Consider the following 14647-nt stretch of genomic DNA (forward strand, 5'->3'; position numbering starts at 1 on the left):
TTCCCGCCTCCTCGACTACTCCGTACCGGTGGCACCTGCGGGTACCCGCCCACCGCTCCGGCACACCGGTCCCCCGCGAAATCCACCCGGACTGGTGCGACCATGGATCAACAGCCGCCGAAGGGGTACATGACGTTCCCGACGTTGGACGGAGCACCGGCGATGAACCCCATCAAGGAAACGCCCCGCGCCGCGCACATGCGGCCCGTCTCCGGCCGGGTCACGGGTGCGGGCATCGCGGCGGCCCCGCCGAACCGGACCGGAACCGAGCCGCTGCCCGAGGACCACACGCAGGCCATCCTCCAGGCCACCAAGGAGGTCGCGGCGCTGCTCAAGGCGTCGGGCTACCCGTTCGCGCTCGTCGGGAGCGTGGCGGTGTACGCCTACGGGGTGCCGCTGCGGCTGCAGCACGACTCGGACTTCTGCCTGCGGCGCAAGGATGCGGAAGGCGTCGTGCGGGCCCTCACGCAGGGTGGGGTCGAGGTGGTGTCGCCGCCGGAGGACTGGCTCGTGAAGGCGCGGACGGGCGGCGAGGAGATCGACCTGATCTTCGAGCTGGCACACCGCCCGGTCACCAAGGAGATGCTGGACCGGGCCGAGATCCTGCCGGTGGACTCCGTACACATGCCGGTGCTGGCGCCGACGGACCTCATGAGCAGCAGACTCGCGGCGCTCTCCGAGCACCACTGCGACTTCGGCCGGCTGCTGCCCGTCGCGCGGGCGCTGCGCGAACGGGTCGACTGGGACGCGCTGCGCCGCGAGTACTCGGCGTCCCCGATGCCGGACGCGTTCTTGTACCTGCTGGAACGGCTCGACGTGATCTCGCCGCGCGCCGGCGGCACGGGAGGTCTGCCATGAAGGGCCTCGAGGCGTCCGAGTACCGCATCGCGCGGCTGCGCGAGCGGCTCGCGGAGGAGGACGTCGCGGAACTGGGCGTCCAGATCGACATGCGCGGCGGATACGTGCACCTGAACGGCATCGTGTCCAGCGTGTCGTGCAGGGCCGAGATCCTGCGCATCGCCGAAGCCGAACTCGGCGGGCTGCCGATGCGGGCCGATCTGATGATCGCCGGCGCGACGGCCCCCGAACGCCCCGAGGAGCTGGAGTGATTCGCGTAGCCGCCGTCGGAGACATCCATCTGGGCCCGGACAGCCAGGGTTCGCTGCGTCCGGCCTTCGACACGCTCGGCGAGAGTGCCGACGTCCTGCTGCTGGCCGGCGACCTGACGCGGCACGGCACGGTGGAGGAGGCGCAGGTGGTGGCCGCCGAGGTGACAGGACTGCCCGTTCCCGTCGTCGCCGTGCTGGGCAACCACGACTACCACAGCGACCAGGAGGACAAGGTCACCACGGTCCTCCAGCGGGCGGGGGTCACGGTCCTCGAGGGCTCGGGCACCGTGCTGGACGTCGACGGCACCCGGCTCGGGGTCGCCGGGACGAAGGGCTTCTGCGGCGGGTTCGCGGGGCGCAGCGCGGGCGAGTTCGGCGAGTCGGAGATGAAGGCGTTCGTCCGCTACACCCGGCGGTGCGCGGCGGACCTGTGCCGTTCGCTGCTGGAGCTGGAGGACCGCGGCTGCGCCGCGCGGATCGCGCTGACGCACTACTCCCCCGTGCCGGACACGCTCGCCGGTGAGCCGCCGGAGATCTACCCGTTCCTGGGCAGTTATTTGCTGGCCGAGGCGGTGGACGAGGCCCGTGCCGACCTCGCGGTGCACGGGCACGCGCATCTGGGCACCGAGCACGGGCTGACCGCCGGCGGTGTGAAGGTGCGCAACGTGGCCCAGCCGGTCATCGGGCACGCCTTCGCCGTGTACCACCTGCCGGTGCGGGCGCCCGCCGCCCTGTGAGCCGGCCCCCGGCGGCGAAAGCGCCCCCTGTGGCACGTTTTGGCCGTGAAGTCCCGGGCAGCCGCGTGTTGTGCTTCGGACCGGAGCACACCCCGCGGGAGCCGAGGCTCCGGGTGCGGGAGACCGGCCCGGCGGCCGCTTCCGCGGGTGAGTCGAATCCTTCAAGGCACCACACCCTGCAGGAAGACCCGACATCATGCGCACGCTGGCACAAGGCAAGCACTCGCACTCCGATGCACCCGACACCGCAGACGCCTTCCGGAGGATGGCCGAGCTGGACGAGGGCCCGGAACGGCAGGAGCTACGACAGGAGATCGTGGCGGCCTGGCTGCCCATGGCCGAACGGATCGCGGGGCGGTTCCGCAACCGCGGCGAATCCCTGGAGGACCTGCAACAGGTCGCCGCACTCGGCCTGGTGAAGGCCGTCGACCGCTACGACCCCTCGCGCGGGGCTTTCGAGAGCTTCGCCGTCCCCACCGTCGTGGGCGAGGTCAAGCGCCACTTCCGCGACCACATGTGGGCCCTGCACGTACCCCGCCGGGTGCAGGACCTGCGCAACCGGGTCCGCTTCGCGCGCCAGGACCTGAGCCAGACCATCTCCGGCCGCTCTCCCACGGTCGCCGAGATCGCCGAACGTGCCGGTGTGTGCGAGGAGGACGCGCTCCTCGGCCTGGAGGCCCTGGAGAGCTTCACGGCCCTGTCCCTCGACGCCGAGCTGCCGGGCGCGGACGACGGCTACTCCATCGGTGACACGCTCGGCTCCGCGGATCCCGCGATCGACGTCCTCGTCGACCGCGAGGCGGTCAAACCCGGCCTGCGCAAGCTGCCGGAGCGCGAACAGAACATCCTCTACATGCGCTTCTTCCGCGACATGACCCAGAGCAGCATCGCCCAGACGCTCGGCATCTCCCAAATGCACGTCTCCCGGCTCATCAGCCGTTGCTGCGACCAGCTGCGCAACGAGGTCATGCGGGACGCCGCATGAGCGGTAATGCCGGATAAGCGAGCATTCTGCCCCGGCGGCGGGGAACCCTGAGCGCATGGATCTCCGCGAGACACTGCGCCCCGACGCCACACTCTCCGCTCTGACCCAGGGCTACGCCTGGCTCCCGGACCTGCTGCGCCGGGAAGGCGGCGCACCCGTCCGCATCCGGCTGTTCGGCCGCCGCGCCATCGTGCTGCACGGTGTGGACGCGGCCCGCTTCTTCTACGACGAACGCCACGTCAGGCGCCGCTCCGCGCTGCCCGGACCCGTGCTGGACACCCTGCTCGGGCACGGGGGCGTGCACACGCTGGACGGCGAGAGCCACCGGGTGCGCAAGGTGCTGCTCCTGTCCCTGCTGAAGGACGAGGCAGCCGTGGGCTCGCTCGCGGAGCACGCCGGCACGGAGTGGGACCTCGCGTCCCGGTCGTGGGCCGCCACGGCGCGGACCGAGCTGTTCACCGAGGCCGCGCGGGTGATCACCCGCGCGGCCTGCTCATGGGCGGGCATGCCGCTCGGCGACGACGAGGTCCCGGCCGTGGCGGACGACCTGGTGGCCATGGTCGACGGCTTCGCCGCAGCGGGACCCCGGCACTGGCGAGCGCGCCAGGCCCGCGCCCGGCAGGAGGCGCGGATCGCGGAGCTCGTCGAGGCGGTGCGCGGCGACGCGGTCCCGGACGAGGACGGCGCGCCGCGCGGCTCGGCCCTGCGGGCGGTCGCCCTGCACCGGGACGCGGACGGCCGGCCGCTGGACACGCACACGGCCGCGGTGGAGGTGCTCAACGTCCTGCGCCCGACGGCCGCCGTCGCCTGGTACCTGACCTTCGCCGCACACGCCCTGCACCGCTGGCCCCTGCACCGCGACGCCCTGCGCACCGGCGATCCCGCGTACGCCGAGGCGTTCGTCCACGAGGTGCGCCGCTTCTACCCGTTCACGCCCTTCGTGGTCGGTCTGGCGGCGGCCGACGTGCGGTACGAGGACGAGGACATCGCCGAGGGCACCCTGGTCGTCCTCGACGTGTACGGGCACCAGCACGACCCGGCCCTGTGGCCCCACCCGTACGCCTTCGACCCGGGCCGCTTCACCGGCGGCGCTCCCACCGACCCGTACGCGCTCATCCCGCAGGGCGGCGGCGACGCGGCGACCGGCCACCGCTGTCCGGGCGAGGACGTCACGGTCGCGCTCCTCGCGACGCTGGCCGTCCGGCTGGCGCGGCTCGGGTACGAGGTGCCGCCGCAGGACCTGTCCATCCCGCTGAGCCGGATGCCCACCCGCCCCGTCGACGGTTTCGTGATCGACGTGCGGTCCGCTCCGGAGGACTGACTCTGTCCCTCGGGACTCTCTCATCGCCCCTGCGGTGCGCGGAACTTGGGGCGTCCGGTCACTGGGCGGGGGACCTGCGCGGCTTGCGGCCGCGCGCCCGGTCCAGCAGGGCGGAGAGTCTCGGGCGGCGCGCCCGCTGCTCCCTGGTGTGACGGTCGAGCTCCTCCATCAGACGCCGGGAGCGGTGGTCGAGGTCGAGTTCGTCGAGGATGCGGTCGATCTCGGTGAGCAGCGCGCCGTACAGCTGCCAGTGGCGGGGCATCTCCTGTACGCCCTGGAGCAGCAGGTCGGCGGCGTTGTCGCGGCTGGTGCGGGCGGCGGCGAGTTCACCGGTGAGCCGGGCCTCGGCGGCGTCCGCGCTGCCGGTGGTCGTAGTCGTGACGAGGACGGCGAAACTCACGAGCGTGTCGGCGACATGACCGAGGAGTTCCTGCAGGGCGACGCCCACCTCGTCCGTGAACAGGGCCTCGTCCCTGCGCTGCCTGGCGAGGTCCGTGATCGTGCGGGCCAGCACGCGCAGGACGACGGCGCAGATCTCCAGGGTGTCGAGTCCGGTGCGCAGCACGATGCGGTGCAGCAGCCCTTCCTTGACCCGGGGGTTGAGCCGCAGGCTGTCCTCCGCCTGCCGCAGTGCGGCGTCGACGTCGGCGACGTCGTTGTCGAGCCGTCGGGCCTCGTGGAGGCGGGCGGCGGCCCGCTCGACGGCGGTGGGGTGGGTCAGTTCCTCGCCGATCAGCAGCAGCAGCCGCCGCATGCGCCGCGCCAGGTCCTCGATGGAGTCGCCGGCGGTCTCGACCCACACGGGCGGTACGAAGACCACGTTGAACAGCAGACCCACCACGGCTCCGATGAGCGTCTCCAGCACCCGGTCCCAGGCGGTGTCGGCGACCTGGGTCACGCCGAGCACGAGCATGGCGCTGATCGCGACCTCGGGGACGAACTCGTCGACGCGCACGAAGTGTCCGACCACCAGGGAGGCCAGGATGATCAGGCCGAGGCTCCACCAGCTCAGTCCGACGAGCACACTGAACCCGATGGCGATGAGCACACCGACGACCACGGAGTTGACCCGCCGGATGCCGGTGGTGAGCGTGGAGTAGAGGGTGACCTGCACGACCAGGAGCGCGGTCAGGGGGGCCGTCAGCGGTGGGGCGGTGCTGTCGACCGCGTACAAGGCGACCACGTAGGAGATGGTCGCCGCGGCCGTGGAGCGCAGGGTCTGGGTGACGACGGGTTCCTTGCGCCGGCGCACGAAGCCGGCGACGGGTCCGGTAAGCGCTGTGCGGACGTCGGGCACCTTGGTCCTTCCTGGTCCGGGTCGGCTCGCCCGCGCCGGTCCGGCCGGCTGCCGGGGCGTCCGTCCGGTCAGCGGCCGCCGGACGCCGCGCGCTCGCCCATGGGCTGCACGCCGGATCGGATGCGGCGGTGCACGTAGCGTTCGGCCGCCAGCACCGCCTCACGGGCCGTGCGCTCGCACATCAGGACGCACAGCGTGTACGCGGTGTCCTCGAACCGTCTTCGGGCGTGCTCGTCGTGCGGAGCGGCGAGGAGGTGGTGTTCCTGGGCCCGGTAGCGGGCAATCAGCCTGGTGATGACGCTCGTGTCGGGCATCAGCATCGTGGTCTCCCGGTGTCTGCGGCCCCCAGCCACACGGCGGAACGAGAGTCCGTCCGGTGCCTCATTGTGATCCGGGGCGCCTCTTTCCGCCACGCAGGGCATCACGTTGCGTAGCGCTTCGCATCCGTACGGCCGAACAGCGTGGCGGCGCCGTCCGATCTCACACCTGTGTCCGCAGACTGGTGGCCCCTTGCCGCCAGGCGCCCAGCAGTTGCTCGGCGAACCGGTCCTCGACGAACTCCGCCGCGGCGATCCCGAACGCCACCTCCGGTGCGAGGGAGGGTTCGTCCTCCAGGAGTCCGCCGATGACGTCCCGGCGCACGATCTGCTCGTGGACGGCGTCGGCGGTGACGTGCTCGTCGTAGAAGCGCTCGGCGGCAGGGCCCGCCCCGGCACGGCGCATCGCCGCGGCCAGCCGCCTCGACGCGGGCGACGAGGTGACCTCGACGGCGGCGAAGTGCCCCACGAGAGCGCCGCGGTGGGCGCGGTGCAGCCCCAGCAGGGACATCAGGTTGACCGTCGCCAGCATCTGCGCGGACGCGGCGTCCACGTAGCGGCCGTAGGCGGTGTCGAGGCCGAGATCGGCCATGAGGTCGGCGAAGAGCCGGGCGTGGACGCGCTCGGGGCGGCCGCCGCCGAACTCGTCGAACTCCACGGCGACGAACGCCGCTTTCGCCCGGCCGCGCAGGCGCGGGATGACCCAGGCATGCGGGTCGGCCTCCTTCAGGTGGTACAGGGAACGCTGGGCCGCGTACTCGCGCAGCTGCCACAGCGAGCCCTCGTCGTGCAGGTACCGGCTGACGCCGGTGCCGCGGGCCGGTTCGACGAGCAGCGCTTCGAGCGCGTCGTCGAGGCCCCGGTGGCCGGTGGTACCGGCGCGGAGGGCGCACAGGAAGTTCTCCTCCATGGCCGCGCGCAGCCGCAGCAGGCCAGGGTCCCATTCCCAGGCCGGGTCGACGCCGGTGAAGCCGAGGTAGTGCAGTTCGTAGCAGGCGTAGAGCGCGAGTTGCAGGTCGTCGCCGAGCGGATCGGCGCGCTCGGCCTCCGAGGTGGCCGGGAGGCGTGCCACGGCAGGCGAGATCCGCAGGGCGTCCAGGACGGCGCCCGACAGATCTCCGCGGGCCTGCGGCAGCTCACGCTCCGTCGTGCCCCGGCCGAGGGGTGTGGGGGCCTGCTGCACGGCGCTCACTCCTTGGCCTTCCGCCGATGACTCGCGTCGCACCACGGGTACGTCCGGCTGCGGCGGCACGTGCACAGGGCGACCGTGAAACGGTCCGAGGTGGCGACGGTGCCGTCGTCGAGGACGACGTCGACCGGTCCCTCGACGAGCAGCGGACCGTCTCGGGTGGGTGTGATGCGGCAGGGCCGTTCAGTTCCGGTCGGCACGAACGATCACCAGCTCTTCCTTGTCCTCGTCGGGGGCGATCAGCCCCCGCTGTCGCAGCCATGCGGCACGCGAGGTCAGGACCGGCCCGAACGGCACCCGCTCGCGCTCCACGACGGCCGGTTCGAGCCCTGTGCGCCGCAGCCGCTCCAGGGTGGGCGTCACGCCGCACAGCGCGGACTGCACCAGCAGCAGCACCCCGCGGGGGCGCAGGAGCGCCGCGGCCCCGTCGCAGATCCGGTCCAGTACCGCGCGCCCGTCGGGGCCCGCGTCCCAGGCGACGGCCGCGCCGCGCCGGGGCGGCCGCGGCTGGGGGGCGGGCACGTACGGCGGGTTGCCGACGATCAGGTCGAAGCGGCGGCCGGCCGCCGGGGCGAGGAGGTCGCCGTGCAGCACCTCGACACGCTGACCGGCGAGCGCCGCGTTGACGCGCGCGGTGAGCACGGCCCGCCAGGAGGTGTCGACGGCGGTCACCCGGGCGCCGCGCCGGGCGGCCACGAGCGCCAGCGCTCCGGAGCCGGTCCCGAGGTCGAGCACGTCAGCCCCCGGCCGCAGCGGCTCACGGGCCAGCGCACCGGCCAGCAGGTACGTGTCGATCTGCGGGACGTACACCCCAGGGGTGCGCAGCAGCCGGCGCGGGAGCGTCCTCTCCGGCGTCACAGCGGTCACCATCGTCGCCACCTCGGGGTCTCGTGCGGGCGGTCGTCGCCCGACCGTGCTCCCCGTGTGCCCGCATCGGCGGTTTTCATCCCCGTCACTCGTGTCCCGGCTGTTTCGGTTCGTCCGCCGCGGGGACCCGGAAACCACCGAACATCCGATTGCGGCACGACGGCACGACGGAGGCCCGATGAGTACGACGACAGGGCTGCGAGTGGTGGTCACGGGGGCGACGGGGAACGTCGGCACCAGTGTGGTGCGGGCGCTCTCGGAGGATTCACGGGTGGCGTCGGTCCTCGGACTGGCGCGGCGCACGCCGGAGCTGCGGCTGTCCCGGACGGAGTGGGCGAGCGCCGACCTGTCCGCCGACGAGGCGGCGGCGGACCTCGCCCGGCACTTCGAGGACGCCGACGCGGTGGTGCACCTGGCCTGGCGGTTCCAGCCCACGCATGATCCCGGCACCACCTGGCAGAGCAACGTCCTCGGTTCGCTGCGGGTCTTCGACGCCGTCGTCGCTGCCCGCGTACCGGTGCTGGTGCACGCCTCGTCGGTGGGCGCGTACGCCCCCGGGCCCAAGTCCCTGCCCGGTGTGGACGAGTCCTGGCCGACGCACGGCGTGCCGGGAGCCGCTTACTGCCGCGAGAAGGCCTATCTGGAGCGGGTGCTCGACGCCTTCGAGGAGCGGCATCCGCAGCTGCGGGTGGTGCGGATGCGTCCCGGCTTCCTGTTCAAGGAGAGCTCCGCGAGCGAGCAGCGCCGCATCTTCACCGGGCGCTTCCTGCCCGGACCGCTGATCCGGCCGTCGCTGGTCCCCGTGGTGCCGGACATCGAAGGGCTCCGGTTCCAGGTCCTGCACACCGAGGACGCCGCACGCGCCTACCTCATGGCCGTCCTCCTCGACGCGCGCGGCGCGTTCAACCTGACCGCCGATCCGGTGGTCGACGCGCACGTGCTCGGCGAGCTGCTGGAGGCGCGGGTGGTGCGGGTGCCGAAGGGTCCCGTGCACGCCGCGCTGGCGGCGGCCTGGGCGATGCGTCTCGTGCCGGCGTCGCCGCAGCTCTTCGACGCGGTGCTGCGGCTGCCGTTGATGGACTCCTCGCGGGCCCGTGAGGAGCTCGAGTGGCGACCGGAGCACACGTCGGTGGACGCGCTGCGGGAGTTCCTGCGGGGCGTCCGCGAGGGCAGCGGCGAGCCCACGGCTCCCCTGGCGGGGCACCGGGCGCACTGAGGCGCGCGGGGGTGGGGGCGCGACGTGGGCGCGGGCCTGCGTGGCGAGGCGCGCCGGCGATGGCGCGGGGCGCGGCCATGGGTGGCCTGGCGCGGGCAGCCGGGAGTACAGGCGCGGGCGTACGTTGCCCGGCGCGCGTGCAGGGCGGGGGCCGCCGGGGCGCGCGCCTGCCGGCCGCGCGTCACCGAGCGCACCGGCGCGGGCCGCTGAGGGCGCGGGCGCGTCACAGGGCGTACGGCGCGCCGGCCCGGGTGCGAGGCACCGGTGCACTGACGAGGCCGCGCGCGTGCGTGCTGCGGCGTGTGATCTCGGCGAACCGCCGGCGTGCAGGGCGCGGGCGCACACGGCCGGGCACGGGTGGGGCACGCATTGCCGGGCGTACGCGTGGGCGCGTCACCGGGCGCACACGGGCGGGAGCACCGGGCGCGCCGACCCGGGCGCGTCCATCGGGCGGCCTGGCGCGGCACGCGTTGTGGGCGCGGTCGCCGGCGCGCTGACGAGGGCCGCGCGGCGTTCAGCTCGTGGTGCGGCGGGCGATCTCGGCGAAGGGGCCGGTGTGCAGGGCGCTGAGCAGATCCGCCGGGTCGTCGTGGACCGCGTGCGCGCCCGCCTCGACGAGGTCCGCCCGGGGAATGCCGCCGCACAGCAGACCGACGCAGAGGACGCCCGCGCGCCGGGCGGCCCGCATGTCCCACACGGTGTCGCCGACGAAGACGGCTCGTTCGGCGGGCACCCCGGCCAGCTCCAGTGCCTGCTGGACCGGCTCGGGCGCGGGCTTGCCCTGGGCGACGTCGTCGGCGCTCGCCATGGCGCTGATGGCGTCGTCCGCGTCGACGGCCCGCCGCAGGGCCGCGAGCTCGGTCCCGGACGCCGAGGTCGCGAGCACGACGGTCCAGCCGGAACGGCAAAGGGTGCGCAGCAGCTGCCCGGCCTGCGGCAGGGGCGCCAGCCGGTCCGAGTACGCGGCGTACAGGGCCTGGTGCGCGGCCTTGACGGCGTCGTCCTGGTCGCGGTCGCGGTCGTCGCCGAGCAGGTGGGCGACGAGGTCGCCGCCGGGCAGGCCGACGGCACGGTGGATGTCGTGCATGGCGACACGGTGGCCGGCCTGCCGGAACGCCTCCCACCAGGAGACGACGTGCAGGTGGTTGGTGTCGACGAGGGTCCCGTCCACGTCGAAGACAGCGGCTCGTTCCATGGCGGCCCTTCCTGCGTCTGCCGACTGCTGCGGTACGGGTCCTTCTCCGCTCTGCGGCACCGGCGGGCGCTCTACGGGCCGACGAGGGAGGGATCGGGGCCGGGTACCGCGTCGTCCACCGAGCTGACCGTGAAGATCGCCCCGTCGGGGTCGCGCAGGCTCGCCTCCTTCCCGCGTGCCGTGGAGCGCTCGCCGAGCAGCGTCGCGCCGTGCCTGCGGGCCGTGTGGGCGGTCTCCTCGACGTCCTTCACCGCGAAGTGGACGTGCCAGCGCGGATGCAGCAGGGGGTTGATCGCGGTGCCGTCGGCACCGGAGGTGAGCCGGGCGAGGACGTGTCCGGACCGGTGGAGCAGGACCGCGTCCTCCGCGTAGCTGACCTCGCAGCAGCCTGCGCGGTCGGAGGCCCAGTCGAGGATCTCGCCGTAGAAGATCGCGGACTCGAAGGCGTCCCTGGCCAGCAGCCTGATCCAGGCGGGCGCGTGGTCCCGCCAGGCGGGCCAGTCCCTGACGACCTCGCCCTCCCAGATGCCGAACACCGCTCCGTCGCGGTCCGCGGCGAGCACGCCGCGTCCGGTGGCCAGCGAGAGGGGGCCGACGGCGACCGTTCCGCTGCGTTCCCTGATCCGGCCGGCCGCCTCGTCCGCGTCCTGGACCGCGAAGTAGGGGGTCCAGGCGACCGCGACCGTCAGGCGTGGGGCGAGCGCGCCGATTCCGGCGACGGGCTTGCCGTCGGAGAGGGCGACGCTGAAGTCCTCACCGAGCCTGCCCTTGCGGAACTTCCATCCGAGCACCGCCCCGTAGAAGTCCTGGGCGGCCTTGAGGTCGCGGGCCATGAGGCTGACCCAGCAGGGCGCGCCGAACACGGCCGCGCTCTGCGCGGCGGTCGCGGACCGGGCCGGGGTCGTCTTGTCGTTCATCACCATGTCCGGCTGTCGTGGGCTCGGCTGGGGCCTGTCGCAGGGACGTGCGGCACCTGGCGGGGCCGCGTCCCGGAACCCATGTTCCTCCGTGCGGCGGCAGGAGGCGAGCCCGGTGATCACTGCAGGTGACCGTGTCACCACGGCCGCACCGTCCAGCACCTCCACCGGCCGGTGCCACCGCACCGACTGTCGCCCTGCTGGTGCCCCACTCGCGGGATCGGTAACCCCGCGACGCCCGGCACCCGCCCCGAGACCGTGCCCGCCGTCTGGGGTGTCGCGACGCCGGTGCACGCCCGTTTCGTCGGCGCCGACACGCCGCGGGTGGACACCCGGCTCGTCGCTGCCGCGCGACCGTCTTCACGCAGCTCGGCATCACCCCGGCCTGGGGCCTGGGTGCCGCGACGGCGGTGATGCCCGGCACGGGGCGCGGCCCGCCCGCCCCGTCGTGTGCGGCGCAGTCGCCGGGGTAGGCGGACCGCATGACGGTTACGAAGACAGCAGTCCTCGTCCTCGACTCGGCCGAGCCCCGGCAACTCGCCGATTTCTACGCCGCGTTGCTCCACGCCGAGGTCCGCATCGGTCACGATCCGGACCTCGTGGAGGTGGCCGGGCGGGACGGCGTGGTGCTGGCCGTGCGGCGGGACCACGGGTACGCACCCCCGAGCTGGCCGCGCCCCGAGGACTCCCAGCAGTCGCACCTGTACATCCGGGTGGCGGAGGGCGACCTGGACGCGGCGGAGCGCGAGGCGGTGAGCCTCGGTGCGGTGCCGGTCGACAACGGCACCGGGCCCGGTCCGGGTCATGCGCGTGTCTACGCCGACCCGGCCGGGCACTCCTTCACGCTGGAGCCCACCCCCGGCGCGGGCGCCCGCACCGGTTGAGCCGTGTCAGCGCGCGGCGAGCGCGCCCACCACGCGCCGCGCCGTGTCCGCGCTCGACTGCGGGTTCTGGCCGGTGATCAGGTTGCCGTCCTCGACCACGGTGCTCGACCACGCGGGGCCGGTCGTGACCTTCGCGCCGAGCTCGCGCAGCCGCGACTCGACGAAGTAGGGCGACCGGTCACCGAGCCCGCCCTGGCGCTCCTCCTCGTCGCTGAACGAGGTCACCTCCCGTCCGGCGAAGGTGAACGAGCCGTCCTCCCGGCGCGCGCTGAGCAGCGCCGCGAGCCCGTGGCACAGGGCGGCGACGACGCTGCCGCCGCGGTCCGCGTCGTTCAGCAGCCGGCCGAGGTCGGCGTTGTCGGCGAGGTCCGTCATCGGCGCGTGGCCGCCGGGGACGTAGACGGCGTCGTAGTCGTCCGCCGAGACCTTGGCGAGGTCGAGCGGCGCGCCGAGTTCGCCGTCGATGGCGTCCAGGTAGGCGGCGAAGCGGCGGGCGTCCGCCTCCTCGACACCGCCCCGCGCGTCCAGGCTGATCGGGTCGGGGGTCGGCCGCACCCCGCCCGGCGTCGCGATGGTCACGTCATGACCCGCGGCGCGCAGCACCTCGTGCGACGTGGCGACCTCCTCCGCCCAGAAGCCGGTCGGATGACTGGAGCCGTCGGCCAGTTCCAGGCTGTCGGCACCGGAGACGACCATAAGGATCTTCGACATGAGGAATGGGTCCTTCACTGATGGATGTCGGTTGTTCGAGGCCTCGAAGCGGACAACACCAGCTTTCACCCGACTCCATCCGCGGGCATCATGGCCGTCATAAGTTCCCTTATGGAAAGAGTGTTGCGTGCCCGCGCTGGATCTGCTCTCGACGTTCCTGGAGATCTACCGCTGCGGCTCCCTCTCCGCCGCGGCCGAACGACTGGGCCTGACCCAGCCCGCGGTCAGCGGACAGCTGGCCCGACTGGAGCAGGAGCTCGGCGAGCCGCTGTTCGTACGCTCCCGCAAGGGGGCGACGCCCACGGCCCGGGCGGCCGACCTCGCCGCGCGGATCGGCACGCATCTGGACGAGCTCCGCGCCGCGCTGGACACCTCGGGCGAGGGCGCCGCCCATGTCGGCACCGTACGCATCGCGGGCGCCGCCGAGTTGATGGCCTTGCGCGTGCTGCCCACGCTGGCGCCCCTCACCACGCGCGGGCTGCGCCTGCACGTGACGCCGGGGCTGGCGGCGGACCTGCTGGAGGCGCTGTCGGCGGGGCGGGTCGACCTGGTGGTGTCCGCCGTGCGGCCGACGCAGCAGGAGATCGCCGCCACACCGCTCGTCGACGAGGAGTTCGTCCTGGTGGGGCCGCCGACGCTGGCCCGCAGCATCGACCCCGTGCGGCTCGCGGCCGACCCGGTGAGGGCGCTGGCCCATCTGCCGCTCGTCGCGTACGCGGACGATCTGCCGATCGTCAGGCGCTACTGGCTGAGCGAATTCGGCCGGCGTCCGCCGAACGGCATCGCGGTGACCGTCCCCGATCTGCGGGCCGTGCTCGCCGCCGTCGTCGCGGGGGCGGGCGTCAGTACGCTCCCGCGCTACCTGGCGGAACCGGCCGTCGCCGCCGGCTCGGTGGAGCTCCTGCACGAACCGGACGCGCCACCGCTCAACACCCTCTACCTCGCGGTCCGCGCGGGTGCCCTGGTCCACCCCCCGCTCGCGCTCGTGCACGACCACCTGCGCACCAGGGCCCACCTGTGGGGCGCGCTCTGAGGCGACAGCGACGTCCGATTTCCGCCGGACGTGCGGGACGCCCGGTCGCAGTCTGGAGAGCGGACACGAGGACGCGACAGGACCCCGGAGTACAACGATGACCACCACGACCGCCGCCCGCACGACGCCGCACCGGCGCGTGGACGCCGCCGACTGGCCCTCTCTCGCACAGGAGCTGGACGAACACGGCTGCGCGCTCACCCCGCGGCTGCTCACCGACGCGCAGTGCGAGGCGATCACCCGCCTGTACGACCGCGAGGAGCTGTTCCGGAGCACGATCGACATGGCGAGGCACCGCTTCGGCTCGGGGACGTACCGGTACTTCACGCACGAGCTGCCCGAGCCGGTCGCCGAGCTGCGGGCCGCGCTCTATCCCCACCTGCTGGGCGTCGCCCGCGACTGGGCCGAACGCCTGGGCCGCCCCGCGCCGTGGCCCGACACGCTGGAGGAGTGGCTCGCGATGTGTCACGCCGCGGGCCAGGACCGGTCGGCGCAGATCCTGTTGCGGTACGAGCGGGGCGACTGGAACGCCCTGCACCGGGACGTGTTCGGCGACATGGTCTTCCCGTTGCAGGTCGTCATCGGTCTGGACGCCTACGGCCGCGACTACACGGGCGGCGAGTTCCTCCTCGTCGAGCAGCGGCCCCGGGCGCAGTCCCGCGGCACGGTCCGCGTGCTGGAGCAGGGCCACGGGCTGGTCTTCACCACCCGGGACCGTCCGGTCGCCACCCGCCGCGGCTGGTCCGCCGGAGCGGTCCGGCACGGCGTGAGCACCGTCCGCTCGGGCCTGCGCCGCTCGCTGGGCCTGGTCTTCCACGACGCGGCGTGACACGCGCCCGTGCGCGCAACCTCCGGTGGCGGCCGCGGGC

Annotated in this window: 17 protein-coding genes; 9 read left to right on the top strand and 8 right to left on the bottom strand. The window is 73.6% G+C overall.

From position 1 onward, the window contains the following. Nucleotides 1–162: 162 nt before the first annotated feature. The 5 genes from ACLB9X_RS04290 (at nt 163) to ACLB9X_RS04310 (ending at nt 4152) form a co-directional block, all read left to right on the top strand. Complete coding sequence (locus ACLB9X_RS04290) at nt 163–858, top strand: nucleotidyltransferase family protein (protein WP_410358858.1); 696 nt, start codon at nt 163–165, stop codon at nt 856–858. Beyond that, a complete protein-coding gene (locus ACLB9X_RS04295; RefSeq protein ID WP_410358859.1) occupies nt 855–1109 on the top strand; it encodes a hypothetical protein in 255 nt (84 codons plus the stop codon). The genes ACLB9X_RS04290 and ACLB9X_RS04295 overlap by 4 nt, the downstream gene beginning before the upstream one ends. Then, entirely contained in the window at nt 1106–1846 is a 741-nt protein-coding gene (locus ACLB9X_RS04300) for a metallophosphoesterase (protein WP_410358860.1), read from the top strand. Before ACLB9X_RS04295 ends, ACLB9X_RS04300 begins: the two co-directional genes overlap by 4 nt. A gap of 196 nt (nt 1847–2042) precedes the next feature. Continuing rightward, entirely contained in the window at nt 2043–2831 is a 789-nt protein-coding gene (locus ACLB9X_RS04305; RefSeq protein ID WP_410358861.1) for an RNA polymerase sigma factor SigF, read from the top strand. A 55-nt stretch (nt 2832–2886) separates the two neighbouring features. Beyond that, on the top strand, nt 2887–4152 hold the full coding sequence (locus ACLB9X_RS04310) for a cytochrome P450 (protein ID WP_410358862.1): 1266 nt from the start codon (nt 2887–2889) through the stop codon (nt 4150–4152). A gap of 58 nt (nt 4153–4210) precedes the next feature. Here ACLB9X_RS04310 and ACLB9X_RS04315 read toward each other — a convergent pair whose 3' ends face one another. From ACLB9X_RS04315 to ACLB9X_RS04335, 5 genes are all read right to left on the bottom strand, one after another. Continuing rightward, nucleotides 4211–5449, bottom strand: a complete 1239-nt coding sequence (locus tag ACLB9X_RS04315; RefSeq protein WP_410358863.1) for an FUSC family protein — start codon at nt 5447–5449, stop codon at nt 4211–4213. 68 nt (nt 5450–5517) lie between these two features. Continuing rightward, nucleotides 5518–5769 carry a DUF5133 domain-containing protein gene (locus tag ACLB9X_RS04320; protein WP_410358864.1) on the bottom strand — a complete coding sequence of 84 codons (252 nt, stop codon included), beginning with the start codon at nt 5767–5769 and terminating at the stop codon, nt 5518–5520. A gap of 160 nt (nt 5770–5929) precedes the next feature. Then, nucleotides 5930–6949: an iron-containing redox enzyme family protein gene (locus ACLB9X_RS04325; protein WP_410358865.1), complete on the bottom strand. Its 1020-nt coding sequence runs from the start codon at nt 6947–6949 to the stop codon at nt 5930–5932. A gap of 5 nt (nt 6950–6954) precedes the next feature. Then, the gene (locus tag ACLB9X_RS04330; RefSeq protein WP_410358866.1) at nt 6955–7155 is read right to left on the bottom strand and encodes a CDGSH iron-sulfur domain-containing protein; all 201 of its coding nucleotides are present in this window, start codon (nt 7153–7155) and stop codon (nt 6955–6957) included. Then, entirely contained in the window at nt 7139–7825 is a 687-nt protein-coding gene (locus tag ACLB9X_RS04335; protein ID WP_410358867.1) for a HemK2/MTQ2 family protein methyltransferase, read from the bottom strand. The genes ACLB9X_RS04330 and ACLB9X_RS04335 overlap by 17 nt, the downstream gene beginning before the upstream one ends. 175 nt (nt 7826–8000) lie before the next feature. Between ACLB9X_RS04335 and ACLB9X_RS04340 the strand changes: the two genes are divergently transcribed. After that, entirely contained in the window at nt 8001–9038 is a 1038-nt protein-coding gene (locus ACLB9X_RS04340) for an NAD-dependent epimerase/dehydratase family protein (protein ID WP_410358868.1), read from the top strand. Nucleotides 9039–9552: 514 nt separating this feature from the next. On the opposite strand, the gene ACLB9X_RS04345 is transcribed toward ACLB9X_RS04340, so the two are convergent. Then, nucleotides 9553–10233 (bottom strand): HAD family hydrolase, encoded by a 681-nt coding sequence (locus ACLB9X_RS04345; protein ID WP_410358869.1) that lies wholly within the window; start codon nt 10231–10233, stop codon nt 9553–9555. 71 nt (nt 10234–10304) lie between these two features. Next, entirely contained in the window at nt 10305–11150 is an 846-nt protein-coding gene (locus ACLB9X_RS04350; RefSeq protein WP_410358870.1) for a VOC family protein, read from the bottom strand. 482 nt (nt 11151–11632) lie between these two features. Here ACLB9X_RS04350 and ACLB9X_RS04355 point away from each other — a divergent pair, with 482 nt between their 5' ends. Then, the gene (locus ACLB9X_RS04355) at nt 11633–12034 is read left to right on the top strand and encodes a VOC family protein (protein ID WP_410358871.1); all 402 of its coding nucleotides are present in this window, start codon (nt 11633–11635) and stop codon (nt 12032–12034) included. 6 nt (nt 12035–12040) lie between these two features. Here the strand turns inward: ACLB9X_RS04355 and ACLB9X_RS04360 are convergent, their stop codons facing one another. Next, entirely contained in the window at nt 12041–12745 is a 705-nt protein-coding gene (locus tag ACLB9X_RS04360) for a type 1 glutamine amidotransferase domain-containing protein (protein WP_410358872.1), read from the bottom strand. A gap of 127 nt (nt 12746–12872) precedes the next feature. Here ACLB9X_RS04360 and ACLB9X_RS04365 point away from each other — a divergent pair, with 127 nt between their 5' ends. Both ACLB9X_RS04365 and ACLB9X_RS04370 read left to right on the top strand, forming a co-directional pair. After that, entirely contained in the window at nt 12873–13778 is a 906-nt protein-coding gene (locus ACLB9X_RS04365) for a LysR family transcriptional regulator (protein ID WP_410358873.1), read from the top strand. A gap of 97 nt (nt 13779–13875) precedes the next feature. Further along, the gene (locus tag ACLB9X_RS04370; RefSeq protein WP_410358874.1) at nt 13876–14607 is read left to right on the top strand and encodes a 2OG-Fe(II) oxygenase; all 732 of its coding nucleotides are present in this window, start codon (nt 13876–13878) and stop codon (nt 14605–14607) included. Nucleotides 14608–14647 lie beyond the last annotated feature (40 nt).

Origin of the sequence: Streptomyces sp. 5K101, from assembly GCF_046506645.1 — a bacterium.
Classification (GTDB): domain Bacteria; phylum Actinomycetota; class Actinomycetes; order Streptomycetales; family Streptomycetaceae; genus Streptomyces.